At 61.4% G+C, this 23869-nt stretch carries 26 protein-coding genes and 1 pseudogene; 13 read left to right on the plus strand and 14 right to left on the minus strand.

Translation table 11 applies throughout. From position 1 onward, the window contains the following. Positions 1-428 (plus strand): transposase (locus J2X24_RS22080; protein ID WP_209726209.1); only part of this gene is annotated, 428 nt, incomplete at its 5' end. A gap of 123 nt (positions 429-551) precedes the next feature. Here J2X24_RS22080 and J2X24_RS22085 read toward each other — a convergent pair. Then, complete coding sequence (locus J2X24_RS22085) at positions 552-1262, minus strand: GntR family transcriptional regulator (RefSeq protein WP_209726210.1); 711 nt, start codon at positions 1260-1262, stop codon at positions 552-554. A gap of 115 nt (positions 1263-1377) precedes the next feature. On the opposite strand from J2X24_RS22085, the gene aptA reads away from it, so the two are divergent. Further along, the gene (aptA, locus tag J2X24_RS22090) at positions 1378-2712 is read left to right on the plus strand and encodes an omega-aminotransferase AptA (RefSeq protein ID WP_209726211.1); all 1335 of its coding nucleotides are present in this window, start codon (positions 1378-1380) and stop codon (positions 2710-2712) included. On the opposite strand, the gene J2X24_RS22095 is transcribed toward aptA, so the two are convergent. Continuing rightward, entirely contained in the window at positions 2709-2984 is a 276-nt protein-coding gene (locus tag J2X24_RS22095; RefSeq protein ID WP_209726212.1) for a hypothetical protein, read from the minus strand. The two genes, aptA and J2X24_RS22095, sit on opposite strands and share 4 nt — an antisense overlap. A 108-nt stretch (positions 2985-3092) precedes the next feature. Between J2X24_RS22095 and J2X24_RS22100 the strand changes: the two genes are divergently transcribed. Then, a complete protein-coding gene (locus J2X24_RS22100) occupies positions 3093-3647 on the plus strand; it encodes a hypothetical protein (protein WP_209726213.1) in 555 nt (184 codons plus the stop codon). Positions 3648-3688: 41 nt separating this feature from the next. On the opposite strand, the gene J2X24_RS22105 is transcribed toward J2X24_RS22100, so the two are convergent. From J2X24_RS22105 to J2X24_RS22115, 3 genes are all read right to left on the minus strand, one after another. Continuing rightward, positions 3689-3889, minus strand: coding sequence for a DUF3126 family protein (locus J2X24_RS22105; RefSeq protein WP_192621195.1), 201 nt, complete (start codon positions 3887-3889; stop codon positions 3689-3691). Positions 3890-4059: 170 nt separating this feature from the next. Further along, on the minus strand, positions 4060-4887 hold the full coding sequence (gene cysE, locus J2X24_RS22110) for a serine O-acetyltransferase (protein WP_209726214.1): 828 nt from the start codon (positions 4885-4887) through the stop codon (positions 4060-4062). A 9-nt stretch (positions 4888-4896) separates the two neighbouring features. Beyond that, on the minus strand, positions 4897-5523 hold the full coding sequence (locus tag J2X24_RS22115) for an NUDIX domain-containing protein (protein WP_209726216.1): 627 nt from the start codon (positions 5521-5523) through the stop codon (positions 4897-4899). Between the two features lie 56 nt (positions 5524-5579). Between J2X24_RS22115 and J2X24_RS22120 the strand changes: the two genes are divergently transcribed. Continuing rightward, the gene (locus J2X24_RS22120) at positions 5580-6203 is read left to right on the plus strand and encodes a nitroreductase family protein (protein WP_209726218.1); all 624 of its coding nucleotides are present in this window, start codon (positions 5580-5582) and stop codon (positions 6201-6203) included. On the opposite strand, the gene J2X24_RS22125 is transcribed toward J2X24_RS22120, so the two are convergent. Beyond that, positions 6184-6669 carry a hypothetical protein gene (locus J2X24_RS22125; protein ID WP_209726221.1) on the minus strand — a complete coding sequence of 162 codons (486 nt, stop codon included), beginning with the start codon at positions 6667-6669 and terminating at the stop codon, positions 6184-6186. The genes J2X24_RS22120 and J2X24_RS22125 overlap by 20 nt on opposite strands. 1 nt (position 6670) lies before the next feature. Further along, positions 6671-7132 carry a preQ(1) synthase gene (gene queF / locus J2X24_RS22130; protein WP_209726222.1) on the minus strand — a complete coding sequence of 154 codons (462 nt, stop codon included), beginning with the start codon at positions 7130-7132 and terminating at the stop codon, positions 6671-6673. A 329-nt stretch (positions 7133-7461) separates the two neighbouring features. Between queF and J2X24_RS22135 the strand changes: the two genes are divergently transcribed. Further along, complete coding sequence (locus tag J2X24_RS22135; protein ID WP_209726224.1) at positions 7462-8415, plus strand: NAD(P)H-dependent flavin oxidoreductase; 954 nt, start codon at positions 7462-7464, stop codon at positions 8413-8415. Here the strand turns inward: J2X24_RS22135 and metC are convergent. The 5 genes from metC to J2X24_RS22160 all read right to left on the minus strand — a co-directional run bounded on the left by metC (position 8405) and on the right by J2X24_RS22160 (position 15255). Next, the gene (gene metC / locus J2X24_RS22140) at positions 8405-9574 is read right to left on the minus strand and encodes a cystathionine beta-lyase (RefSeq protein ID WP_209726226.1); all 1170 of its coding nucleotides are present in this window, start codon (positions 9572-9574) and stop codon (positions 8405-8407) included. The genes J2X24_RS22135 and metC overlap by 11 nt on opposite strands. A 172-nt stretch (positions 9575-9746) precedes the next feature. Continuing rightward, positions 9747-10757, minus strand: coding sequence for an alpha/beta hydrolase (locus tag J2X24_RS22145; RefSeq protein WP_209726228.1), 1011 nt, complete (start codon positions 10755-10757; stop codon positions 9747-9749). A gap of 99 nt (positions 10758-10856) precedes the next feature. After that, entirely contained in the window at positions 10857-11708 is an 852-nt protein-coding gene (locus tag J2X24_RS22150; protein ID WP_209726230.1) for a YwqG family protein, read from the minus strand. A gap of 88 nt (positions 11709-11796) precedes the next feature. Further along, complete coding sequence (locus tag J2X24_RS22155; RefSeq protein WP_209726232.1) at positions 11797-14019, minus strand: 3-hydroxyacyl-CoA dehydrogenase NAD-binding domain-containing protein; 2223 nt, start codon at positions 14017-14019, stop codon at positions 11797-11799. An 18-nt stretch (positions 14020-14037) separates the two neighbouring features. After that, a complete protein-coding gene (locus J2X24_RS22160) occupies positions 14038-15255 on the minus strand; it encodes an acetyl-CoA C-acetyltransferase (RefSeq protein ID WP_209726233.1) in 1218 nt (405 codons plus the stop codon). A gap of 289 nt (positions 15256-15544) precedes the next feature. Between J2X24_RS22160 and J2X24_RS22165 the strand changes: the two genes are divergently transcribed. The 7 genes from J2X24_RS22165 to J2X24_RS22195 all read left to right on the plus strand — a co-directional run bounded on the left by J2X24_RS22165 (position 15545) and on the right by J2X24_RS22195 (position 21668). Continuing rightward, positions 15545-16408 carry an SMP-30/gluconolactonase/LRE family protein gene (locus tag J2X24_RS22165; protein ID WP_209726235.1) on the plus strand — a complete coding sequence of 288 codons (864 nt, stop codon included), beginning with the start codon at positions 15545-15547 and terminating at the stop codon, positions 16406-16408. A gap of 146 nt (positions 16409-16554) precedes the next feature. Next, positions 16555-17466 (plus strand): 2-dehydro-3-deoxygalactonokinase, encoded by a 912-nt coding sequence (locus J2X24_RS22170; protein ID WP_209726237.1) that lies wholly within the window; start codon positions 16555-16557, stop codon positions 17464-17466. Continuing rightward, the gene (locus tag J2X24_RS22175; RefSeq protein WP_209726239.1) at positions 17466-18107 is read left to right on the plus strand and encodes a 2-dehydro-3-deoxy-6-phosphogalactonate aldolase; all 642 of its coding nucleotides are present in this window, start codon (positions 17466-17468) and stop codon (positions 18105-18107) included. Before J2X24_RS22170 ends, J2X24_RS22175 begins: the two co-directional genes overlap by 1 nt. Positions 18108-18287: 180 nt before the next feature. Continuing rightward, positions 18288-18665, plus strand: coding sequence for a hypothetical protein (locus J2X24_RS22180; protein WP_209726241.1), 378 nt, complete (start codon positions 18288-18290; stop codon positions 18663-18665). Between the two features lie 2 nt (positions 18666-18667). Continuing rightward, complete coding sequence (locus J2X24_RS22185) at positions 18668-20662, plus strand: hypothetical protein (protein ID WP_209726243.1); 1995 nt, start codon at positions 18668-18670, stop codon at positions 20660-20662. Beyond that, on the plus strand, positions 20659-21144 hold the full coding sequence (locus J2X24_RS22190) for a hypothetical protein (protein WP_209726245.1): 486 nt from the start codon (positions 20659-20661) through the stop codon (positions 21142-21144). The genes J2X24_RS22185 and J2X24_RS22190 overlap by 4 nt, the downstream gene beginning before the upstream one ends. Then, entirely contained in the window at positions 21141-21668 is a 528-nt protein-coding gene (locus J2X24_RS22195) for a GNAT family N-acetyltransferase (protein ID WP_245345045.1), read from the plus strand. Before J2X24_RS22190 ends, J2X24_RS22195 begins: the two co-directional genes overlap by 4 nt. A 204-nt stretch (positions 21669-21872) precedes the next feature. On the opposite strand, the gene J2X24_RS22200 is transcribed toward J2X24_RS22195, so the two are convergent. Both J2X24_RS22200 and J2X24_RS22205 read right to left on the minus strand, forming a co-directional pair. Further along, complete coding sequence (locus J2X24_RS22200; RefSeq protein ID WP_209726249.1) at positions 21873-22322, minus strand: NUDIX domain-containing protein; 450 nt, start codon at positions 22320-22322, stop codon at positions 21873-21875. 141 nt (positions 22323-22463) lie between these two features. Continuing rightward, positions 22464-23186 (minus strand): FadR/GntR family transcriptional regulator, encoded by a 723-nt coding sequence (locus J2X24_RS22205; RefSeq protein WP_209726250.1) that lies wholly within the window; start codon positions 23184-23186, stop codon positions 22464-22466. A 198-nt stretch (positions 23187-23384) separates the two neighbouring features. Between J2X24_RS22205 and J2X24_RS22210 the strand changes: the two are divergent. Further along, positions 23385-23869: pseudogene (locus J2X24_RS22210) on the plus strand (AraD1 family protein); the annotation flags it as partial.

Raw genomic sequence — 23869 nt, forward strand, 5'->3', positions numbered from 1 at the left:
TGTCGGCCGAGATCGCTTCGATGATCGATGACGATCCCCTGTGGCAGGCCATGGCCGAAAGCTTCAGCCGCTATAAGGGCGTCGCCGACCGCACCGTCGCTGTCCTCATGGCATACCTGCCAGAGATCGGCCAGCTCTCAAACCGAGCCATCTCCAAGCTGGTCGGTGTCGCGCCCTTGGCCGACGACAGTGGAAAACGACAGGGAAAACGCGCTATCCGTGGCGGGAGGGCAAGCATCCGCACCGTCCTGTTCATCATCGCCGGGCACCTCGCCAAATACGAACCCGACTTCAAAGCCTTTCACGACAGGCTAGCCCTAAAGGGAAAAGCCAAGATGCAGATCCGAATCGCACTCGCCCATAAACTCATCGTCAGGCTCAATGCTAAAGCTCGCGATATACGCGAAACGCTCCAAACTACAGCTTGACACCCCAGATAGTCGCTCCCCATGCCTTCGGCACAGGGAGGAGAGAACGCGCTGAGTAACTCCTCCCTGTGCCGAAGGCATGGGGAGGGGGACCATTTGCAGAGCAAATGGTGGTGGGGCCTCTTACTTCCCTGCCCTGCGGCGCTTCTTGTCCGGCTCGGACTGGCTGCGCAGCGCATCGAGCATCAGCTCCATGCCTTCGTGTACATCGGCCGCCATCGAAGCGCGCACGGCCTCGGCATCGCCGCGCTCGAATGCCGCGATCATGTCCTGGTGATGGTCCTTGGGCAGGTGCACCGTCCCCATCCGCGCAAAGACCACGCGCATGAACGGCCCGGCCTGGAGCCACAGGGTGCGCGCCATGTCGTAAAGGAGATCGGCGTCGGCGTGGGCATAGATGCAGAAGTGGAAGTCGTGATTGGCCTGCATGTAGGCCGTCACGTCGCCGGTCGCCAGCGCCTTCATCAGCGTGTCGTCATCGTCCTTCAGCCGCTGGATCAGCTCGGCATCGACGCGCGGCGCGGCCAGATAGGCCAGTTCCGACTCGACCCACTGGCGCGCCTTCATCAGTTGCAGCAGCCGGTGCTCGGTCAGGTGCGGCACGCGCAGGCGCTTGTTCTCGGGCTGTAGTTCCAGCGCCTTTTCGGCGATCAGCCGGCGGACGGCTTCGCGTACAGGCATGGGCGACACGCCGTAACGTTGCGCCAGCGTACGCAGCGACACCGACATCAGCGGCGGGATCTGCCCTTGGATCAGGTCTTCGCTCAAGGCATCATAGACTTGGGCGTGGGTGCGGGCGTCAGCGACCGACGGTTCGAGAGTGACAACTTTCATACGCGCTTACTGGCCTCGCCCTTGAAGTTCGTCCGGCATTGTGATCACAATATGCGCGGGCTCAATGGTAGAGCTTACCACAGTTCCGCCGCCTTTCATCGAAAAAGAGCCAAATATGGATGTCCCCCGGGTGGATACCCCTTCAGGAGAAGCGCTCGACAGCTTCTGGATGCCGTTTACGCCCAACCGCGCCTTCAAGGCCAAGCCCAAACTGTTGGCGGCGGCGAAGGACATGCATTACACATCACATGACGGGCGGCAGATACTGGACGGCACGGCCGGCCTGTGGTGCGTCAATGCCGGCCACGGCCGCGAAAAGATCACCGAGGCCATCCGCGCTCAAGCATCCGTCATGGACTTCGCGCCGACCTTCAACATGGCGCATCCTTTAGCATTCGAGTTCGCCCACAAGCTGTCGGGACTGATGCCCTATGACCTCAAGCGCATCTTCTTCACCAATTCGGGCTCCGAAGCCGCCGACACGGCGCTCAAGATTGCGCTGGCGTATCAACGCGCGCGCGGCCAGGGCACCAGGACGCGGCTGATCGGCCGCGAGCGCGCCTATCATGGCACGGGCTTTGGCGGCATCAGCGTCGGCGGCATCGTCCGCAACCGCATGACGTTTGGTTCCATGCTCACCGGTGTCGATCACCTGCCCCACACCCACGGCGTCCCCGGCAACCTGTTCGCCAAAGGCCAGCCCGAGCACGGTGCCGACCTCGCCGATGCACTGGAACGGATCGTGGCGCTGCACGACGCGTCGACCATCGCCGCCGTCATCGTCGAGCCGGTCGCCGGATCGACCGGCGTGCTGATTCCGCCCAAGGGTTACCTGCAACGCCTGAGGGCGATTTGCGACAAGCACGATATCCTGCTGGTCTTTGACGAAGTCATCACCGGCTTCGGCCGGCTGGGTGCGGCGTTTGGCGCCGATTATTTCGGCGTCCGCCCTGACATGATCTGCATGGCCAAGGGCATCACCAACGCCACCGTCCCCATGGGCGCCGTCGCCTGTTCGACGCGCATCTACGACACCTTCCTGCAGACCTCGGAAACCCCGATCGAGCTCTTCCACGGCTATACTTATAGCGGTCATCCGCTGGCCTGCGCCGCCGGCATCGCCACGCTTGATACCTATGCCGAAGACGGGTTGTTCCAGCGTGCGGCGGACCTGGCGCCCCACTGGCAAGAGGCCGTCCATTCCCTGCATGACGCGAAGCACGTCATCGACATTCGCAATCTGGGCCTGATCGGCGGCATCGAACTGGAACCGCGGGCCGGTGCCGCCACCGCCCGGGCGCTCGAAGTCTTCGATCGCTGCTACGACAAGGGCGTGCTGATTCGGGTGACGGGAGATATCATCGCCCTGTCGCCGCCTTTGATTATCGAAAAACCCCAGATCGACCGGATCGTCGAGACGATTCGCGAAGCCTTAGCCGAAACCGCTTAGACGTTCCGCCAGCCGGTCGCGATGGCGGCAAACAGAAGGTAGGCTAAGATGACGCCGCACCCCGCCACGTAGGACGCGCCGCCGTCCAGCCAGCGCTTGCCGTATCCCCGGGCGGCAAACAAACCCAGCACGAACGCCAGGTTGCCCCAACCCCATTGCGGCGCTGTCCCCATCAGCGCGAAACCGGCCCAGATCAGACAGATGAACAGCAGCCAGTAGAGCCCGGCGCAGACCACTTTCAGCGCGTGCCACAGGCCTTCCACAAACATCACACCGCAATCTCCACCGGGAAAAAATGCTATCCCCTCAATCACATTGTTCCTTTATTTGTTATTGCGGTCTATGACAACGCGCGCTCACCGGACGGGGTATGTTTCAATATGTTCAATGTTTCACACAAGATCGAGGTCATCAAATCGACGGTCATCGCGGTTGTCCTGGTTGTGGCTTGCGCCATCCTGGGGATCATCTGGTTAAGTGTTGCGCTATATAATTATCTGAAAATCAGCCTGGGCGAAATCGCCGGCCCGGCACTTCTGGGCGCCCTGCTGTTCCTGCCGCTGGCGGGCTACGGCATCTACAAGGCCGTCACCAAGCACGACAAGCGCAGCAAGCAGGAACGCCTGTTCGACGAGGCCTTTGCCAATACCTCGGTCGGCAGCCTGTCGCGTATGATCGAGACCATGTCACCGCACTCACCCTTCCTGGCCGCTTTGGTTGCCGTCATGGGCGGCTTCCTGGCCTCGCGTTTCCCGCAGTTCCTCTCGATGTTCTCGGAACTGGTCGTGGCTTTAGGCGACGAACTCGACCGCCGTCGCGTGCGCAAGACAGAGGAAAACGTCCGCAAGCAAGAAGAGCGCAGTGGCGCCACGCCACCACCGCCCGACGTCGAGCCGGTCTCTAAGCGCCGCCGCTCGAAGGCAGACGTCTACTGAATTAGAAAGGGCGCCGGATGAACCCGGCGCCTTTCTTGATTTTAGAGGTCTTCCTTGAGGATAGCCATTTCGAACATGTAGGAGCCCTCCTCGTCCTCATCGACATAGACGACGCCGATGAACTCTTCGCCGACAAAGACCTCGGCCGAATCCTTCTGCTTGCGCGCCTTGACCTCAAGGCCCTTGGTCTTGAAGATCTTGAACAGATAATCCTGCACCTTGTTGATTTCGGACGGGTTCATAGGCAGCCTCTTTCAAGTTGGTCGTCCGGGCGTCGTTCATGCCGGCGCCCTTTATGAGCGCATCAAAGCATAGTTCACCCGGAACGGGGATAAACTTTATGTGTGGCGAGGCTTTAGGGGATAAGGCGCGCAGGCGCAAACGGATAAGGCGCTTATCCCCGCATTATCGACTAAATCGAATAGTCGAAATCGATGTCCGGCATGGTGTGGTCCATCTGGCGCGCCGGATCCTCGCAGGTCTTGCAGTTAACCAGCTTGGCGGGCACACCCGCGGCCGTGCAGTGCGCCGGCACGGGCTTAAGCACCACCGAGCCCGAAGCGATCTTGGCGTAGTCGCCGATCTGGATATTGCCGAGCACCTTGGCGCCGGCGCCCAGCAGCACGCCCTTGCCGATCTTGGGGTGGCGATCACCGCGTTCGGCGCCCGTGCCCCCCAGGGTCACGCCCTGCAGGATCGAGCAGTCATCGCCGACAACCGCCGTTTCACCGATGACGACGCCGGTGCCATGGTCGATGAAGACGCCCTTGCCGATGCGGGCGGCTGGATTGATGTCGATCTGGAAGAGTTCCGACACGCGGCTCTGCAGGAAGTGCGCCATGGTGTAGCGGCCGTCCTGCCAGACCTTGTGCGCCACACGATAGATTTGCAGGCTGAGGAAGCCCTTGAAGAACATGAAGGCCTGGAGGTAGCCCTTGGCGGCCGGGTCACGCTCATAGACGGCCTGGAGATCGGCCTGAGCGGCTTCAACCAGCGACGCGTCCGACGCGTAAACCTTCTGGACCAGTTCGCGCAGGGTCATACCGCGCAGGGAATCGTCGCCCAGCTTGCGCGCGATATGATAGGACAGGGCCGAGGCCAGGTCATCGTGCGACAGAACGGTCGAGTGCAGCATCGAAGCCAGGCCCGGCTCGGCCACAATGGCGTCGGCGGCCTCCTGACGCAGGCACAGCCAGATCGGCTTGTCTTCCGGCGTAATGACCTCAAAAACCTGAGCCATAAGCTGCTCCTAACCCAAAACGGCCTTCATCAGATGCGGCGGCAATTCGCCACTGACGGCCATATGGTGCACCCTGAGTGTACAAGCAACGGTTAAGCCGTCGCGAACCTGACCATTTATAACAGCTTTTAGCAGTTGCGAAAAGGGAACGCGGGCATATTCGAAGCGTTCGGTCTCATCGGGCTCCGTTTCCGCCGATGTCAGTCCCAGGGCGAGAAAGCAGACGGCGACCTCATCGGTCACGGAGTTCGACATGTCGAACTCAAGGATTTTGCGCACGTCTGACGAAACAAGCCCCGCCTCCTCTCGCAGTTCACGGCGCGCCGCGTCTTCGGGATCTTCGTCCAGGGGGCCGCCGCCTTCGGGAATTTCCCAGCTGTATGCATTGACCGCAAAGCGCTGTTGCCCGACCAGCGGCACAGTGCCGTCATCGTGCAGGGCAAAGACGGCGATGGCGCGGTTCATGAAGCGCACAACGCCGTAGCGTCCGGGATTGCCGGTCGGCGCCGTCACTTGGCTGCTTTCGACGCGTATCCACGGATTCTCAAAGACTGTATCGCAGGTATGCCGCGTCCAGTTGGTGCGGGCTGTCGCAGCTTCGGCGGTATCCCACGGCGGAATATTTGTCTGGCTCATAGGCTGTGCAATCGCACGACGCAGCCTATATAGTCAAAGCGATTCAAGGAGCACGCATGGCCTTATTTGATCTCAAACCCGCCGCCATCGAATTCGGCCAGCCGCTGGAGCAGAAGCCGTCCGCCGAAGTGCTCGACCGTTTGTTTCACCGCCGCAGCGCCCCTGCTCCCACCCTGACCGCCCCGGGACCATCGGGCGAGGAGATCGACCTCCTGATCCGGATCGGTCTGCGCGTGCCCGACCACGGCAAGATCGGCCCCTGGCGTATCGTCCGCTTCACCCCTGAGGCCAAGGCCAGGCTGGTCGAGGCCCTGGTCATCCTGGCGCAGTCCCAGCCTGAAGCGAAGAAGGCCGAAGTCGCCCTGCTCAAGATGTCGACCCCGCCGGAAATGCTGCTGGTCGTGTCCTCGCCCCTCCAGCCGCACAAGATTCCTCTGTGGGAGCAGCAACTGTCGGCCGCCGCCGTCTGCCAGAACCTTTTGATCGCTGCCGGCGCCATGGGCTATGGCGCCAACTGGATCACCGACTGGTATTCCTATGACGACGACGCCAAGGCGCTTATGGGGCTGACGCCTGAGGAAAATGTCGCTGGGTTCATCTATCTCGGCACGCCGAACGAGCCGCCGCTGGAACGCGACCGCCCCAACTACGACGAACGCATCAGCTGGTGGCAGCCTTAGGTTTGTCGGGCGGCCCAAGCGACATCCTGGCCCCAAGAAAGGCGAGAATGTAGGTCAGGACGAAAGAAAGGCCGATCTCAACATAGACATATGTCATGTAAAATTGGTCCGAGATATTCAATCTTTCCCAGAGCTGAACGAAAACGCCGGTCAAGCCCAGGCACAATATCACCGTTTGTACTGCATGCCATACGCCGATGAACATCGCGTAGGCGCGAAATGGCAAACTGACTTTCCGAAAAAAGCGCCAGCATTCCGTGATGGCAAAAATAGGCACGTGAATAAGGGGTGTTGTCAATGCGTATGCTATAAAGGCGTTCCGATCCCAATAGTAAGGAAGGTCGAAAGCCAGCCCGCCATCAAATAGCAGTTGGAAGCGGACGCCCAGGGCGGCGCATACAGAAGACACCGTCCAGCAGATAGCTAGCCGCGTCAATATGGGTAAAATTCCGCCCCCCTTGAACACACTATCCCCTGCCGCGATAGGTCTGAACGCCGAACTCGGGGATCAGCACGCCCTTGGGTGGCTCACTCGTCTGCCAAAAGACGTCGATCGGTATGCCGCCGCGCGGATACCAGAAGCCGCCAATCCGCAGCCAGCGCGGGTCGAGCAGGTCCTTGAGCCGCTTGGCGATATGGATCGTGCAGTCCTCATGGAAGGCGCCGTGATTGCGGAAAGACGTCAGGAACAGTTTCAGCGACTTCGATTCGACCAGCCAGTCGCCCGGCACATAGTCGATGACCAGGTGGGCAAAGTCGGGCTGCCCGGTGACAGGGCACAGCGAGGTGAACTCCGGCACAGTAAAACGCGCGACATAGTCGATGTCGGGGTGCGGATTGGGCACGCGTTCCAGCGTCGCCTGTTCGGGCGAAGCCGCCGGCCGGGCATCGCCGCCCAGCTGGGTCAGGTTGTCGGTGTAATGGCTCATGGCCCCTATTTAAACGCCAGCGCCTGGAAGACAAGGACGACGTCAAAAATTGGTCATCCCGCACGAGTGTCCTCTATCGCGTTGGCCCCGCCCACCGCCTTCGGCGGTCCCCCCTCCCCGCAAGCAGAGAGGGCGAAGTGCTTCAGCTTTGAAAAGCTTAAGTTGTTGATGAAGATAGTATTCTTCGCCCTCCCCATTTATGGAGAGGGGGGACCATTTGCGGAGCAAATGGTGGGCGGGGCTAAGCTACAGAAGAAACGAACACTTTACGTTCAGGTCAATTTCATGCAAGGTGTTTGCATAACGATAAAGGTCGACAGGGACCCGCCATGATACCCGCCACGCTCCGCAAGAACCTGCGTTTTCCTGCCATTGCCGCGCCGATGTTCCTGGTCTCCGGCCCGGAGTTGGTCATCGCGACGTGCCAGGCCGGCATGATCGGCACCTTCCCTGCCCTCAATCAGCGCACCTCGGATGGCTATGTCGAATGGCTGAACCAGATCGAAGCGGCGCGCGGCCCCGACGACGCCGCCTACGGCGTCAACCTGATCGTCCACGGCACCAATACCCGCCTGATGGACGACCTAAAAATCACCGTGGCGCATAAGGTGCCTCTGGTCATCACCAGCCTGGGCGCCGTTAAGGACGTTGTCGACGCCGTCCATTCCTATGGCGGGGTCGTCTTCCATGACATCATCAATGCCCGCCACGCCCAAAAGGCTGCCGAAGCCGGCGTCGATGGCCTGATTCTGGTGTCTTCAGGTGCCGGCGGCCATGCCGGCAACCAGCATCCGTTCGCCCTGATCAACGAAATCCGCAGCTTCTTCAAAGGCACGCTGATCCTGTCGGGCGCCCTCTCGACCGGCCAGGACGTGGCTGCGGCGCTGATGGCCGGCGCCGACCTCGGCTATATGGGCACGCGCTTTATCGCGACGGATGAAGCGCGGGCGGACGCCGCCTACAAGCAGATGCTGATCGACACGACGGCGAAAGACATCACCTATACGGACGCGATTTCGGGAATTAACGCCAACTTCCTGACGCCGTCGCTGGTGAACAACGGCCTCGACCCGAACGCCGCCAAGGACCCGAAGCACAAGATCGACATGGCGCACGAACTGAACCCCGACGCCAAGGCGTGGAAGACCATCTGGTCGGCGGGCCAGGGCGTCGGTTCCATCCACGAAATCATGCCGGTCGCCGAACTGGTCGAGCAGTTGTCCGACGAGTTCGCCGCCGCCACCGACCGGTTCTTCAAGACGTCGGCGGGGTTTAATCTCTAAAAACCTCGAGCGCCTGTTCGATATCCGCCATCAAATCGTCTGCGTCTTCCAGGCCGACATAGAAGCGGATGGCCGAGCCCGACAGCAGCCAGTTGTCGTCGTCCGACAGCTTGGCGCGGCCGCGGATCTGAGGTTCGCAATAGACGGCCAGGCTTTCGAACCCGCCCCAGCTGAAGCCAAGGCCGAAGAGTTTCAGGCGGTTGAGGAAGGCCTGTGACTTGGCCTCGTTCCCGCCTTTGAAGATGACCATGAACAGGCCGTTCGAGGCGGTGAAGTCGCGCGCGAAAATGTCATGGCCGCGATGGCTTTCCAGGCCGGGATGGACGACGTGCGCCACTTCCGCGCGGCCTTTCAGCCACTTCGCGATCTTCAACGCCGACTCGCCCGACTGCTTCAAGCGCGGATGAAGGGTGCGTAGCCCCCGAATGGCCAGATAGCTTTCGTCGGCAGAGGTGAAGAAGCCCCACGCCTTGATCGTTGCGTAGATTTTCTTGGCCAGCTTTTCGTCCGACACGGCGACCGAACCGATCAGGATATCGCTATGGCCGCCAACATACTTTGTCAGGGCCTGCATGGACATATCTATGCCATGCGCCAGCGGCTTGAAGAGCACGCCAGCGCCATAGGTGTTGTCGCACAAGGTCAGGATGCCCTTTTCTTTCGCCGCCTTCGCTATGCCCGGAATATCCTGGATATCGAAGGTCAGGGAGCCAGGGCTTTCGATATAGATCAGCTTGGTTGCGGGCGTCGCCAGAGCCACGACCTCTTCGGCGCTCAGACGCGGATCGTAGTAGCGCGTCGTCACGCCATAACGCTTCAGTTGCGTGTCGAGAAAGCGACGCACCGGCGCGTAGCAGGAATTGACCACCAGGATATCATCGCCAGCCTGCAGGAAAGCAAAGAAAGGCACGGTCAGGGCCGCCAGTCCGGTCGGCAGGATAAAGGCCTCGAGCGCGCCTTCCAGCTCAGCGATCAGCCGGCACAGCTCAGTCTGCGCCGCAAGCCCGTCAGTGCCATAGGTCGGCTTGAGGTCGTCATTATAGAGGACTTCGGCGCTTTCCATCAGCACGGTCGAGCCGCGCTCCGGTGCGACATTGACCGGACGGCGGCTGTTGGCGCGTCCTAAGGTAGCGGATGTCAGGCGGGTCGTTTCTTTCATTTCAGGCTCCGGGGCGGTACCCGCCTTGAACCGTGAAATGCCGAACGTTGCAAGCGATATGACCTAACCGGAACGATCAGGTTGTCTTACGCGCGATGTGTGAAAAAGTGTGACGCGGTTTTTCACTTAAACATCGCGCCAAAAACAAAGCTTAAAGCCTGACGCAACGGCGTCAGGCTTTAAGCCCGTGGCGTTCCATAAAAGCCAGGGCGCCAACGGCCCACGGCTGGAGCCTCCCGGCCTTGTCGCGCAACGGGAAGCCGTGGGTCGCGCCTTCGTAGAGATGCAGTTCCGACGCGACCTTCTGCGCCTTGAAGGCCTCGTAGGCCAGGATAGCGTTCTGCATCGGCACGGCCGGATCGTCGGTCGTGCCGCAGACATAGGCCGGCGCGGCATCGGCTGGCACGTGCTTCTCGATCGATGAATGCAGACGGGCGGCCTCGGTCGGATTAGGCCCCAGCATTTCCTTCAACGAGCCTTTGTGCGGATAAGGTTCCATCATGGTAATGACCGGATAGCACAGCGCCACCACGGCTGGCTTGGCTGACAGGGCGTCGGCGGCATCGGCGGGCGCGTACGACGCCTCGGCAAAACGCGTCGCCGCCAGACCCGCGACGTGGCCTCCGGCGGAAAAGCCCATGACCGCCAGGCGTTCCGGATCGAGCTTCAACTCATTGGCGCGCGAACGGATCACGCGAATGGAGCGCTGGACGTCCTGAAGCGCGACATCGGGACCAGCCGCCCAGCCATCGGCCGGCAGGCGGTAGAACAGGGTGAAGACGTGATAGCCCTCGTCAGCCAGCCATTGGTCGAGATCACCACCGGCCAGGCTCGCGGCGATACGGACGTAGCCGCCACCCGGCGCGATCAGGACCGCGCCGCCGTTCGGCTTGGCCGGCGCGCGGTAGCTCAGCCAGGGCTTACGGATATTGTAGAAGGCGGTGTCATTGGGATCGCCATCGGGCTTACGCAGGACGACGCGCTGTTCGACCGTCACCTTTTCACCACCCGGCGCATTGCCCGGCCAGATCTCCTGCCTCGGCAGGGGCGGACGCAAGCCCGCGACGCCGCCCGCCTGGGGCAGCCCCTCCTGCCCGCTCGCCTGGGCGTTCGATTGTGCGGAAGCGACCTTGGGCACGGCCGCGGCCAGTCCCAATCCAAGCAGCAGGCGACGATTAAACATGAAGGGCTCCTGATTTGCTCACTATCGCTGCAATTTGATCATTTTCACGCATGCGCGGCAAGAGAAAAGCCGGACGCCGACTTTGATCTGGTCCTTAACTCAGCAGCACTGCAAGATCATCCAGACCTTATCGAACCGCCTCTCCCTCAGGTCATCCTTCCGCATCCAGAAATATAGCATACCGCCATCTCCCCACATCATTTTGGCTTTCTCTTCCGATCCCAACTGAAGAAGAAGACACCACTCCTGCGCACCTGCCGCCAACACTTTGGCCTCAGGCGTGTCAAACGCCTTCGGACTATCACAAAGAATGCCGTTCGACACCAGTTGGCATTGCAATGGCATGTCGGGGTCCTGATAAGCAGTACAATAGCCACCCATTATGTGCCGTGTGTCCGCATCAGGCGATACATGATCGAGATAGAGCTCCAGTTGACTGTCACGGCAGCCGAGCCCGGTAGCCTTAATGGTGTAAATATCCGGATAGGTATCGATTACCGAAGCGTGAAGCAGCACCGGCGTGTAACTTACTGCCAAGCCGCCAGGCGCCCACGTTTCGTCGAAGTTAGAGGTTGACTGGTCGGAATAAAGGACGCGCCATTCAAGCCGGTCTGTCGGACGAAGCCCCCATGCTTCTTGGTCCTGGGTGTAAAAAAACCAGAGCCTGCCGACCGACGGCAAGCCCATCTCCTGGGCGAGCGGCGGTAACGACGCCAGGTCAATCTGAGCCAGGAAGGCCAGCGGCTTTCCGTTTGCGCCATGAGGCCAATCGAATGCCGCCGGCATCTCGGGCAGGCCACCAAGACGACTGGGGCCATCGCCAATCTCGAGGCGGATCGCCGGTTTGGCGACGCTTCGGATCAAGTCTTTCTGCATGTCAGTGAACGCCGACTCGATCCCGGGTTTTGAATTTTTTTTACCCAAGCCAAACAACTTACGAAAAATATCCATGCCCCTCCCCTGAACATGAAAAAAAGGACGCCGGAGCGTCCTCGACGCCGGAGCGTCTTCTTTTACTATCAAGGCTGACAAAGCGAAATTAAGCCGCTTTCGCTTTGTCAGCCTTTCCAAACCGGCTGTAGAAGGTCTCGCCCTTCGCCGCCATCTCACGCAAGAGCTGCGGCGCTTTGAAACGTTCGCCGTAAGCTTTTTCCATCCGGTCCAGCTCTTCGACGAACTTGGGGATGCCGATCGCGTCGATCAGCGACACGATTCCGCCCGACCACGGCGCAAAGCCCCAGCCCAGGATCGAGCCGACATCGGCTTCGCGCGGATCGGTGATCACGCCCTCTTCGAAGCAGCGCGCCGCCGTCACGGCCTGGACGTACAGCAGACGCTTCTTGAGCTCTTCGACCTCGGCCGGATTGGCCTCGGCCTGGGTGACCGGGAACATGTCCTTGGTCCCCTGCCACAGGGTCTTGGGCGTATTCCTGTCGGCCGGATAGTCGTAGAAGCCCTTGCCGTTCTTGCGGCCGAGGCGGCCATCGGCGACCATCTGGGCCACTTCCTTTTCGCCCGGGATCGGCTGATAGGCGTCGCCCATAGCCTTGGCGGTTTCCGAGGTGATCTTGGTCAGGAGATCCAGCGCGACATCGTCCATCATCTCCAGTGGACCGCGCGGCATGCCGGTCATGCGGCCGGCATTGTCGATCAGCGCGGGGGCGACGCCTTCCGACCACATGATCATGCCTTCGGCGGTAAACGGAATGAAGCAGCGGTTGGCGAAGAAGAAGCGCGAGTCGTTGACGACGATCGGCGTCTTCTTGATCTTCAGGACATAGTCGATTGCCTTGGCCAGGGTCTCGTCCGAGGTCTTTTCGCCCAGGATGATTTCGACCAGCAGCATCTTGTCGACCGGCGAGAAGAAGTGGATGCCGATATAGTTTTCCGGCTTCGACGACGCCTTGGCCAGCAGCGAGATCGGGATGGTCGAGGTGTTGGTGCCGAAGATGGCCGAACCGGCCTTGGCGCCCTTATAGAGCGGGGCTTCGGCCTGCCTGGTCACCTGATCCTTCAGTTCGGTATTTTCGAACACGGCTTCAACGACCAGGTCCGAGCCTTCGATGGCGGCGTAGTCCGGCGTCGCCGTGATGAGATCAAGAACGCCTTGCGCCTTATCTTGGGTCATCTTGCCGCGCGACACGGCCTTTTTGAGCAGGTCTTCGCAGTGCGCCTTGCCCTTGTCGGCAGATGCCTGGTCGCGATCGACCAGCACGACCTTGATGCCGGCCATGGCGGTGACGTAGGCGATGCCCGCCCCCATCATGCCGGCGCCGAGCACGGCGACTTGGGCGAACTCGGTCTTCGCCACGCCCGCCGGACGGCCCGAGCCCTTGCCCAGCGCCTGCATCGAGAAGAAGAAGGTGCGGATCATCGCCTTGGCTTGCGGCGTCGCCAGCGTATTGCAGAAGAAGCGCGATTCGATCTTGATGGCGGTGTCGAACGGCACCTGCAGGCCTTCATAGACCGAGTGCATCAGGTTGAGCACGGCCGGATAGTTGCCATAGGACTGCTTGCGCAGCATGGCATTGCCCATGATGAAAATCTGCGCGCCCGCCGGATGGTAAGGACCGCCACCGGGGATCTTGAAATCCTTCTTGTCCCACGGGGCGACCGGATCGCCCTTGGTCTTGATCCAGGTCTTGGCGGCCTCCACCTCTTTGCCCTCGTCGACAACCTCGTGGACGATGCCCTGCGACAGAGCTTCCTTCGGCTTGAACGACTTGCCTTCCGACATGGCCAGAAGCGCATTCTGCACGCCGATCAGGCGCGGCAGACGCTGCGAGCCACCACCACCAGGGAAGAGGCCAATCTTGATTTCGGGCAGGCCAACCTGGGTCTTCGGGCCATTGCCCATGACGCGGTAATGGCAAGCCAGCGAGACTTCGAGCCCGCCGCCCAGCGCCACGCCATTGATAGCGACCGCCACCGGCTTGCCGCAGGTTTCCAGCAGGCGATAGACGCGGTTCATCTCGAATGCCGCGTCGAAATTGGCCTTCAGCTTGGCCTCGCCTTGCAGGTCACCGCCCACTTCCCAGGCGCCCCCCAGCATTTCTTCGAGGTCCGCGCCGGCGCAGAAGCCGGTCGTCTTGCCCGAGGTCAGGACCACGCCCTTGATCTCAGCTTCCGTCTTGGCGCGGTTGGCGATGGTTTCCAGGTCGCCCAGGGCAGCTTTGGTAAAAGTATTCATCGTCTTGCCGGGCACGTCGAAGGTGCAGAGCAGGATGCCGTCGGCGTCGAGTTCGGTCTTGAAGTTTTCCATTGTTTTTATCTCCCTGCCTTAGACGCGTTCGACCACGGCCGCGGTGGCCATGCCGCCGCCGACACACAGCACAGCCAGGCCCGTCGACTTGCCCGAGCGTTCCAGTTCATCGACCAGCGTGCCCAGGATCATGGCGCCGGTGGCGCCCAGTGGGTGGCCCATGGCGATAGCGCCGCCGCAGACATTGATCTTGTCGTGCGGGATATCGAGCGCCTGCATGTAACGCAGCACGACTGCGGCAAAGGCTTCGTTGAGTTCATAGAGGTCGATGTCCGAGACCTTCATGCCGAGCTTCTTCAACAGCTTTTCGGTGACGTAAGAGGGACCGGTCAGCATGATCGACGGCTCGGAGCCGATCGACGCCGTACCGACGATGCGGGCCTTGGCCTTCATGCCGGTGATGACGCCGGCTTCCTTGGAACCGACCAAGACGGCGGCCGCGCCATCGACGATCGACGACGAATTGCCGGGCGTATGGACGTGATTGACGCGCTCGACTTCGGGGTAGCGCTGGTTGATGACGGCATCGAAGGCCATCTCGCCCATCATGGCGAAGGACGGATTGAGCCCGCCCAGGGTCTGCATGTCGGTGCCGGGGCGGATGCTTTCGTCGTGGTCGAGTGCGGTGACGCCCATCTGGTCCTTGACCTTGATGACAGCATTCTTGAAGCGGCCCTCGGCCCAGGATTGGGCGGCGCGCTTGTGGCTTTCGACGGCATAGGCGTCACAGTCGGTGCGCGAAAAGCCCCACTTGGAAGCAATCATGTCGGCAGAAACGCCCTGCGGCACGAAGTATTGCGGGAAGGCTCCGCGGACATCGATGGCCCAGGCGCCGCCGTCCGATCCCATGGGGACGCGGCTCATGCATTCGACGCCGCCGCCAATCGCCATGGTCGCTTCGCCCGACACTACCTTGGCGGCAGCGATATTGACGGCTTCAAGACCCGAAGCGCAGAAGCGGTTGACCTGCGCACCGGCGGTATATTGATCGTAATTGGCCGCCAGAACGGCGGCGCGGGCGATATCGCCGCCCTGCTCACCGACCGGCGTCACACATCCCCACGACACGTCGTCAACCAGGGTCGTATCCAGGTTGCTACGGTCGCGCAGGTTGCTCAGCACCTGGGCCGACAGGTCGAGCGCCGTGAACTGATGCAGGCTGCCATCCTTCTTGCCCTTGCCGCGCGGCGTGCGCACGTGGTCGTAGATATAAGCGGAATTGTCTGGGGTCGGCATGGGCAAGAACATCCTCCGGCTTTGGGAGCCCGTTTTATAAGCGCGTTCGCCAAAAGCGCCATTGGACCAACAGCCACTTTCGCGTGATAACACGCCGCTTTGCATATAGCCGTATAGGTGCGCTTACTTTACGCGAACGTCAAGATATCGCGCGAAATATTCTGCGACCTAAGGGAAGGTCGCGCAAATTGTCATACAATTTTCTTGACGTGACGTTTTGAGCCAAATAATCGCTGGAAAACGCGGGCCGCCGCCGGTTAAAACAGACAAAGCAAAAGAGAGGAAGCCCATGCCAGACATCATCCGCCGCTCCGCTCCCGGCGCCGTTCTCGGCGAAGGCCCCACCTGGTCGCGGCGCGACAACTGCGTCTACTGGGTCGACATCCTGTCGAACAACCTGCACGCCTACTATATGAGTGGCGAAAGCAGGACCTGGCACTTTCCCGAACATATCAGCTGGGTCATCGAGCGCGAAAAGGGCGGCTTCATCGCCGGCCTGATGAGCGGTTTCGCCGAAGTCACGCTGGAGCCGCTGACTATCCGCCACATCCACAATCCCTACCCGCACGAACCGCTCAACCGCATGAACGACGCCAAGGCCGATAATCGTGGCCGCATCTGGGCCGGTTCGATGCACAAGCCGGTCGAAAAGACCTCGGGCGCCTGGTATCGCCTCAATACTGACCTCTCCGTCCAGGAGGTCGATGGCCCCTACATGATTGCCAATGGTCCGGCCTTCTCCGGCGACTTCCGCACCGTCTACCACACCGATACCGGCCACGGCTCGGTCTTCGTCTTCGACATCGACGACGCCGGCGAAATCCGCAACAAGCGCCTCTTCCTGCAGTTCACCGATGAAATGGGCGGTCCCGATGGCATGACGGTCGACGCGCAGGGCGGATTGTGGATTTCGCACTGGGGCATCGGCCGCGTCACGCGCTTCCTTAGCGACGGCAGCAAGGACTTCCATATCGACCTGCCGGCCAGGCAGACGACCTCTTTGTGCTTTGCCGGCGAACGCCTCGACCGCGTCTTCGTGACCTCCGCCGCCGTCGATCTGCCCAACGATCGTGAAGGCGGTACATTCTTCGAAATCCCAAGTGAATTGTTGCGCGGTCACACCGGCCTTGAACCGCAGAAGTTTAAGGGCTAAGGGCTTTTTGCCGCTCAAGCGCCGCGAGGCTCCTCGACTTTTTATGAGCGCTAACGCTTCGCTTCTTGAGCGCGAAGGCTCGGGCGGGTATTGCCCCTGCAAAAGCGCTCGCGCCTTGGAATCCATCTTCTTACTGAGCCTGTTTCATGTCGACTGAACCGCCCGCCCTGCTCGCCGCCGACTGGGGTACGACCAACTTCCGTCTGTTTCTGTTCAGCGCCGACGGCGAAATCATCGCCCGCCACAACGCCAATATCGGCCTCAAGAACTTAGGGGTGCTCAGTTTCGAACAGGCCCTGTCGTCGGTCATGAAAGAAGACTTCGCCCGTCCGGACCTGCCGATCCTGTTGTCGGGCATGGTCGGTTCACGCACCGGATGGAAAGAGGCGCCCTATGTCCCCTGCCCCGCCGGCGCAAAGGAAATCGTCGCAGGCATAGTTGATGCCCCGTCCGACCGCCTGAAGGTCAAGATTGTGCCCGGCCTGTCCGCCGACGCCGATCACCCGGGCATCAAGAACGTCATGCGCGGTGAGGAAACCCAGATCTTCGGCCTCAGCCAAAAGCACGGCGACGGTGTCTTCGTCCTGCCCGGCACCCACTGCAAGTGGGCCGTCGTCCATGACGGCACCATCCAGGGCTTCTCGTCCTACATGACCGGCGAAATGTTCCAGGTCCTGAAGCGCCACTCCATCCTGGGCGACCTGATGGAGAACGACGTTGACGATGAAGCCGCCTTTACGCTGGGCGTCGACCGCGCCATGGCCGACAAGTCCTTCCTGTCGCTGGTCTTCTCGGCGCGCACCGAAGGCCTGTTCGGCAATATCAAGCCGGAAAGCCTGTCCTCCTACCTGTCGGGTCTGCTCATCGGCTCGGAGATCCGCGCCGAATCGCTGCGCCACGGCATCCGCCCCGTGACCCTGATCGGCGCGGGTTCGCTGATTACCCTGTACAAGCGTGCTCTGAATCATACCGGCTTCACCGACGTCACCGAAATCGACGGTGACGAAGCGTCGTCCGCCGGACTGTGGGCCCTGGCCCAGCAAGGAAAGCTTATCTGATGTCCCTCGACGCACGTTGGCGCGACGCCCTCGACACCATGCCCCTGGTTGCCATTCTGCGCGGCTTGCGCCCCAGTGAAGCGCTCGGCGTCGGCGAATGCCTGATCCGCGCCGGCTTCAAGATCCTGGAAGTGCCGCTGAATTCGCCCGATCCGTTCGACAGCATCAAGGCCATGGCGAGTGCGTTCGGCACCCGCGCCATTGTCGGCGCCGGTACGGTGCTCAACGTCGCCGATGTCGAGACGCTGAAGGCCGTCGGCGGCGAAATCTGCATCTCGCCCAACACCAATCCCGACGTGATTCGCCGCGCCAAGGCGCTGGACATGATCTCGTTTCCAGCCTTCTTCACGCCGACCGAAGCCTTTACCGCCGTCGATGCCGGCGCCGATGCGCTCAAGCTGTTTCCTGCGGAGCTTGCAGGACCTCAAGGTCTTAAGGCGATGAAAGCGGTCCTGCCGCGCCACGTACCGGTCTTCCCGGTCGGCGGCGTCTCGGCGGACAATATGAAGGATTACCTCGACGTTGGCGCCGCCGGCTTCGGCATCGGCACCAGCGTCTTCAAGCCCGGCGACACGGCCGAAATCGTCTACAACAAGGCCAAGACGCTGGTCGACGCCTGGACGAAGGTAAGGCATTTCTGAGCGATACGGCGAAAGTTGTAAGCGGTTTCGCCTTAAATATCGCGACAAAACAAAAGCTTAGATCGGCATGATGTTTCCGCTTAAAATCATACCGATCTAACGACCGTTAACCATTGATTTGACGGCAAAGTTGCACCGGGCGGCACTGTGGCGTAAGCTTCGCGCCACGGGGAGCTGCAGATGCTAAGAATATCCGAGACCCAGACGGCGGCGTTCAATGCGGAGGCCCGGCGCCAGCTGACGCTCCAGCTGTCGGACGACCTCACAAACCGCTTTCCAGAAACCTTTGGCTTCATGGAACCCGTCGAGGTCGTCGAATATGTCCAGCGCCGCATCGACTTCGCCATAAGCTGCGACATCACCCGTCAGGACCACATCGCTGAACTGGCCATGGTCGAGGCCATGACCGACGACGACTTCACGAACCTGGCGGAGGATCACTGGGCCTATGACGTCCTCCATTCCAGCCGTGACGCCGGACGCAAGATCACCATGCTGCGCGCGCCCCTGAACGACCTGGAAGTCGATCCCGAATTTGAACCGTCCGAGTTCGACTGACCGTGCCGAAGCCCGATCCCCTCGTCACCGAAGCCCCCGGCAAAATCGCCCTGCTGGCCCAGCGGGAAAGGCGGATGGCGCGCGCGTTGAAGAAGGCCAGGGACCTTCCGGCCGTCATGGGCGATGCCAAGGATCGCAAGGACAAGCTGATCGCGCAGATCGAGTTCGGCATCCAGGTTCTGCAATACGAGAAATCCCTGCGCGAGCAGTACCTGCAGCTGAGCGAGGACAGCGCCAAGGACAAGGATCCGGGCTTTTTCTCGAAGTCCAGCACCAAGCAGGCCTGGAAGGACCGCGAAAAGAAGCGCGCCGACGCGCGCAAGGCCTTGGCCGCGAAGATCGAGGACCTGCCGAACCAGTATCCGAAGACCTACCCCAAGACCGACGTCGCCGAGCCTTGCCTCAAGTGCCATACCAAGGCGATCGAAAAGGAGATCAAGCGCGTCAACAAGCTGACCAAGGTCGAGATCCTGCACGGTTTCACCGCCGGCGACGATACCGGCAAGACCGACCCCGTCCTTGGCGCCGAGGCGACGCAGTGGGTGAACCTGGCCGAATACCGGACCCGGTTCGAACGCGCCGCCCTTCCGGCCTGGCTGACACCGGGCTTCGGCGGCAAGGCCGTCGACAATTTCGACCGGCTGTCTCGCAGTATTCGCATTCGGCTGACCTTCGCCAATCCGGGTGCCGAACGTTTCGAAGTGCTGCTGGTCTGCAGCGGCGGCGACGCCGGATATACGGCTACCGAAGCCGCGGCCCATTCGGCCTATCGCGTCAACCCGTCGGATTCGACGACCTATGCCCCTGTCTGGGCCTACGGCACGACCGACGACGATGGCAAGGCGGTCATCACCCTGTCCTTGCGCGCCGCCGGCGGCGAAACCTGGAAGGTCAAGGGCCGCGACGACTACGGCACGGTCATCACGGCGGCCGGCTCGCTCAAGACGCGGCGCGGGCTGTTCGTCACGACCATGACCATGAACACGGTCACGCCCGTGGCGCTGGGCGACGCCAAGGCCGAGTTCGTCAAACAGGAAATCTACCTGGAAACGGATGAGCTTACCTATGGCGCCGCGGGGAAACTGCCGTTCAGCAAGTTCCTGTTCGCCGATTCCGGCCGGATCAACGCTCAGATCCAGAATTTGAAGGATGCCGCCCGTCCGGTCTTCGACGACAGCACCTTCCGCGGCGAAGCGGTGGCGATGCTGGCCCCCTACCTCATTCTGTCGGTCTTCTACAACAAGTCCCCGTCCTACGCGACGACGCCGTCCAGCAAGACCGGCGCGCCGACGGCCAAGATGACCCTGCCCTTGTCCTATTATCTCTGGACCAAGGACGATCCGGACAATTCCTGGCTGGTCTCCGCCCGCGTCCAGACGAAGAGTTCGACCGGCGAGGTCAAGTCCGACTGGCCGGCGCCGACGGCCGCCGATTTCGAAACGGGCATCGAACCTACCAGCACGGTGCGATTTAAGCCCAATGCCGAAATGCTGAAGGCGGCCGAACTGACGATCGAAGTCGAGGTCCGGACCTACGCCGGCGGCATCAATGGCTTCAGCTCGGGCAACCAGGGCCAGGGTGCCCTGGTGGCGATTGCCCGCAGCCACTTCCATATGATCCGTGACGCCGCGGAGATGAACCAGACCATCGTCCACGAACTGGGCCACAAGACGAACTACACGACCGGCCCCGAGCCGCCGGATCCACCTCCGCCAACCGGTACCGCCGCGCCGGCGAACCTGTCGAGATACCTTTATCTCGATGCCTCCCCCTTCCACTATGTCGCGCGCGGCCACCAGGGCGGGCACTGTTATTACGATGCGACGCCGAATGCCGGCGGTGCAGCGGCCACCGCGCTCGTCGCCAGCTTCAGCTTGTACTCCGGCAAGTGCGTCATGTTCGGCGCCGGCAATAGCCGCCGCGCGATCGCCTTCTGTCCGGACTGCGCCGAGCGCGTGAAGAAAGGCGACCTCGAAACCGGGTGGACCAGCCTATGACCCCATTCATTCACCCGCCTGAATTCGCCGGCGCCATCATCGGCAGCCGCAATCCTCAGCGTCTCTCGCCACCTCAGCAGCCCATCGGCTGGAAGGGTATTATCCTGAACGCGCCGCAATGGGTGGCGCCCGCGCGACAGCAGGCCACCGTCATTCCGGTTTGCGGCCGCTTCATGCTGCCGGCCTTGCCGGTCCCTAGACCGCTGTCCGGCACCCTGCACGTCCGTATCAACGACCTGCCGCCGCAGCTTCCGTTTGAATTGGGCCTGGAAGATCCGGAGGCTGAAGAAGCCGCGCCCATGCCGCCGCCTGCCTCGCCCGAAGACCTCAAGGGCGTGTCCGATGGCGGCTATTTCTGTTTCGACCTGGCACCGCACCTGCGCCTGCCGCCATACCCGGCGCGCATTCAGTTTACCCTCGTTATCCGCCAGCACGCTTCGCCGATCATGACCGTTGAATGGCGGCCGAATACCCCAGCATGACACTTCTGAGCGTTACACCCGACCTGGTGCCCGCGCTGTCCGCGCTGGCAATCGACAGCTTCACCGAGACCTTCGGCCACCTCTATCCGCCGGAGGATCTTGAAGCGTTCCTGCGCAAATCCTATGCGCACGATGCGCTGCTGGCCGACATCAATGATCCGGCCCAGCACTGGCGCGTCGTCCTCGACGACAGGGGCGCCGCCGTCGCCTTCATGCAGTGCGGCAAGGTCGGCCTGCCGCATCCCGACGCCCGCCCGGACTTTGAAGGCGAACTGAAGCGGCTCTATGTCCATTCCAGCCAGCAGGGCAAGGGGCTGGGCAAGACGCTCCTGTCAGCGGCCATCGACCACATGACGGAACGCTTCGGCGACGCGCCGCAATGGATTGGCGTGTGGAGCGAGAACCACAAGGCCCAGGCGTTTTATGGCAGCTTCGGCTTTCACCGTGTCGGCGAATACCAGTTCGCCGTCGGCCAGACGCTCGACGACGAATTCATCCTGCGCCGGATACCGATTGGGGGCTAGGGCACGATGCGGTTAGATCGAACCTGCTTCGTGCCGAAAAATCCCCCTTCCGTCATTTGCTCCGCAAATGCCACCTTCCCCGTAAACGGGGAAGGAAAAGCCAATAATATCAATTCGTTCCCTCCCCGTTTACGGGGAAGGTGGCACGGCGCTTGCGCCGTGACGGAAGGGGGAGCGTTGGGCGTCCAACAAGTGTCATGTGCTTTAGGCCGGCCGGCGCAGCCACAGGGCCATGGCCCAGACATAACCTTCCTTGGTCAGGCGCTTGATCACTTCCAGCGGCGGCAGCCAGATCAGTTCGTGGTCGTCCTCGACCTTGGCGTGCGGCTTGTGCCCGACCCGTTCGACCTCATAGAAGCGGCAGAGGTTGTTGTAGGGCTTGCCGTCATCATTGATGAAATAGTTGAAGAGTTCCGTCACCGGCTTGCCAACCCTGACGTCGAGGCCGGTTTCTTCAAGGAATTCGCGCCGCAAGGCCTGTTCCGGCGTCTCGCCCGGATCGACGGCGCCGCCCGGGAGATCATAGGTGAACTTGCTGTAGCCGACCTGGACACAGGCAATGCGGCCGTCCTGTAACAGAATGCCATAGGCGCCTTCGCGGGGAGCGTAGTCCAGCCCTTCGACGCGTTTTCCAAATTGCAGCAGATCGGTCACGAACGTGCCCTATAAAACGGATTTGTCCGGAGGCTTACCCGCAAAGCCGCTCACCCGCCATCGTTCAGAGTAAGAAACTTTGCAGAAATAGTCAGACAATTATATTGTCGTCAGGTTATTTTTACAAAGCCTATAGGCCGGTTATTTGATGCTCATGCTGCGTTGGGTGTCGTGCAGGGCCAGACGCACGAGTGATTCCATGCACCACCGGGCGTCCGAAGGATCACTGCGCAGGATAGCTTCGTAGACGGCGCGGTGCTCCGGCACGGGATCGCGCTCCAGCGCCTTGATGCGCTGCTTGTAGCGCGTGGACCAGGCTACCGCGGCGCTGATCGAGGAACTTAAGGAAGCCAGCGCCTCATTGCCGGTCGCGCTCATCAGCGCGTCATGGAAATCGAGGTCGGCCTGCCGGCCGGCTTCGGTCGCCAGCGTCTCCGACGCCATGACCTTCAGCGCATTGTCCATGATTTCGAGGTGGCTGTCCTGGCGCCGCTGCGCCGCCAGCGCGGCGGCCGCCGGCTCGGTGATCAGGCGCAGTTCGAACAGGCCCAGGATAAAGCTTTCGCTGGGCTCGGTCTCGAACATCCAGCGCAGGACTTCGGGGTCGAGGATATTCCAGCGCACGCGTTCGGTCACACGCGTGCCGGTCTTTGGACGGCTTTCGACCATGCCCTTGGCGGCCAGGATGCGGATGGCTTCGCGATAGGCCGAACGCGATATCTCCAGCGTGCTCGACGAATCGATTTCGTTGGGTAGCGTCTCACCCGGCGCATAGACGCCGCTCAGGATATCCACGCCCAGTCGATGCGCCAGCGCGCCGTGCAGCCGGCCCTGCGGCGTCGTGTTTTTGAATGAGGTGACCAGCGGCCCCGTATTGAGCGCGTAGTCCTCGACTTCACCGTCATCGTCCAATGGCGTCAAAGCGCAGCCTCCCGGTTATTGTTGTGCCGCAAGCAGATTGGACTATGGCATTTCATCAGACAATTGACAATCTCCATCCCTGCCATTACACCATTTATTTGTCAGACTAATTAATGATCCAAGTCAGTGCAGGAAACGCTTATGTCGTACCGTCTCATTCAGGTTGTCAGTTCGGACGGTGTCCGTCAGGTTCTCGCCGCGACTGGAGACGGCGCCCGCGTGATCGAAGGCGTGTCCTCGACCTATGAACTGGCCATGGCCGCCATCAAGGCCGGTCGCTCGATCGCCGACCAGGTGGCGACGCAGGGTCTCGGCGAAACCGTCGATGTCGATCTGGCGCTGTCCGAAGGCCGCGTCCTGGCGCCAATCGACCATCCGGATCCCGCTCACCTGCACGTTACCGGCACCGGCCTGACCCACCTGGGCTCGGCCGAAGGCCGCCAGCGCATGCACGAAAAGGCGGCAGCGGAAACGACCGATTCCATGCGCATGTTCCTGATGGGCGTGAAGGACGGCAAGCCGAAAGACGGCGAAGTCGGCGCCCAGCCGGAATGGTTCTACAAGGGCAATGGCCACACCCTGGTCGGTCCGGGCAAGGCCCTGACCTCCCCTGCCTTTGCCCAGGA

The sequence above is a fragment of the Asticcacaulis solisilvae genome, assembly GCF_017875235.1.
GTDB lineage: Bacteria > Pseudomonadota > Alphaproteobacteria > Caulobacterales > Caulobacteraceae > Asticcacaulis > Asticcacaulis solisilvae_A.

Bases quoted from the DNA above. Each gene is read 5' to 3' on its own strand.
- J2X24_RS22085 (WP_209726210.1), bottom strand. From the start codon at position 1,262: ATGAAAGTTGTCACTCTCGAACCGTCGGTCGCTGACGCCCGCACCCAC.
- aptA (WP_209726211.1), top strand. From the start codon at position 1,378: ATGGATGTCCCCCGGGTGGATACCCCTTCAGGAGAAGCGCTCGACAGC.
- J2X24_RS22100 (WP_209726213.1), top strand. From the start codon at position 3,093: ATGTTCAATGTTTCACACAAGATCGAGGTCATCAAATCGACGGTCATC.
- J2X24_RS22105 (WP_192621195.1), bottom strand. From the start codon at position 3,889: ATGAACCCGTCCGAAATCAACAAGGTGCAGGATTATCTGTTCAAGATC.
- cysE (WP_209726214.1), bottom strand. From the start codon at position 4,887: ATGGCTCAGGTTTTTGAGGTCATTACGCCGGAAGACAAGCCGATCTGG.
- J2X24_RS22115 (WP_209726216.1), bottom strand. From the start codon at position 5,523: ATGAGCCAGACAAATATTCCGCCGTGGGATACCGCCGAAGCTGCGACA.
- J2X24_RS22120 (WP_209726218.1), top strand. From the start codon at position 5,580: ATGGCCTTATTTGATCTCAAACCCGCCGCCATCGAATTCGGCCAGCCG.
- queF (WP_209726222.1), bottom strand. From the start codon at position 7,132: ATGAGCCATTACACCGACAACCTGACCCAGCTGGGCGGCGATGCCCGG.
- J2X24_RS22135 (WP_209726224.1), top strand. From the start codon at position 7,462: ATGATACCCGCCACGCTCCGCAAGAACCTGCGTTTTCCTGCCATTGCC.
- metC (WP_209726226.1), bottom strand. From the start codon at position 9,574: ATGAAAGAAACGACCCGCCTGACATCCGCTACCTTAGGACGCGCCAAC.
- J2X24_RS22145 (WP_209726228.1), bottom strand. From the start codon at position 10,757: ATGTTTAATCGTCGCCTGCTGCTTGGATTGGGACTGGCCGCGGCCGTG.
- J2X24_RS22150 (WP_209726230.1), bottom strand. From the start codon at position 11,708: ATGGATATTTTTCGTAAGTTGTTTGGCTTGGGTAAAAAAAATTCAAAA.
- J2X24_RS22155 (WP_209726232.1), bottom strand. From the start codon at position 14,019: ATGGAAAACTTCAAGACCGAACTCGACGCCGACGGCATCCTGCTCTGC.
- J2X24_RS22160 (WP_209726233.1), bottom strand. From the start codon at position 15,255: ATGCCGACCCCAGACAATTCCGCTTATATCTACGACCACGTGCGCACG.
- J2X24_RS22165 (WP_209726235.1), top strand. From the start codon at position 15,545: ATGCCAGACATCATCCGCCGCTCCGCTCCCGGCGCCGTTCTCGGCGAA.
- J2X24_RS22170 (WP_209726237.1), top strand. From the start codon at position 16,555: ATGTCGACTGAACCGCCCGCCCTGCTCGCCGCCGACTGGGGTACGACC.
- J2X24_RS22175 (WP_209726239.1), top strand. From the start codon at position 17,466: ATGTCCCTCGACGCACGTTGGCGCGACGCCCTCGACACCATGCCCCTG.
- J2X24_RS22180 (WP_209726241.1), top strand. From the start codon at position 18,288: ATGCTAAGAATATCCGAGACCCAGACGGCGGCGTTCAATGCGGAGGCC.
- J2X24_RS22190 (WP_209726245.1), top strand. From the start codon at position 20,659: ATGACCCCATTCATTCACCCGCCTGAATTCGCCGGCGCCATCATCGGC.
- J2X24_RS22195 (WP_245345045.1), top strand. From the start codon at position 21,141: ATGACACTTCTGAGCGTTACACCCGACCTGGTGCCCGCGCTGTCCGCG.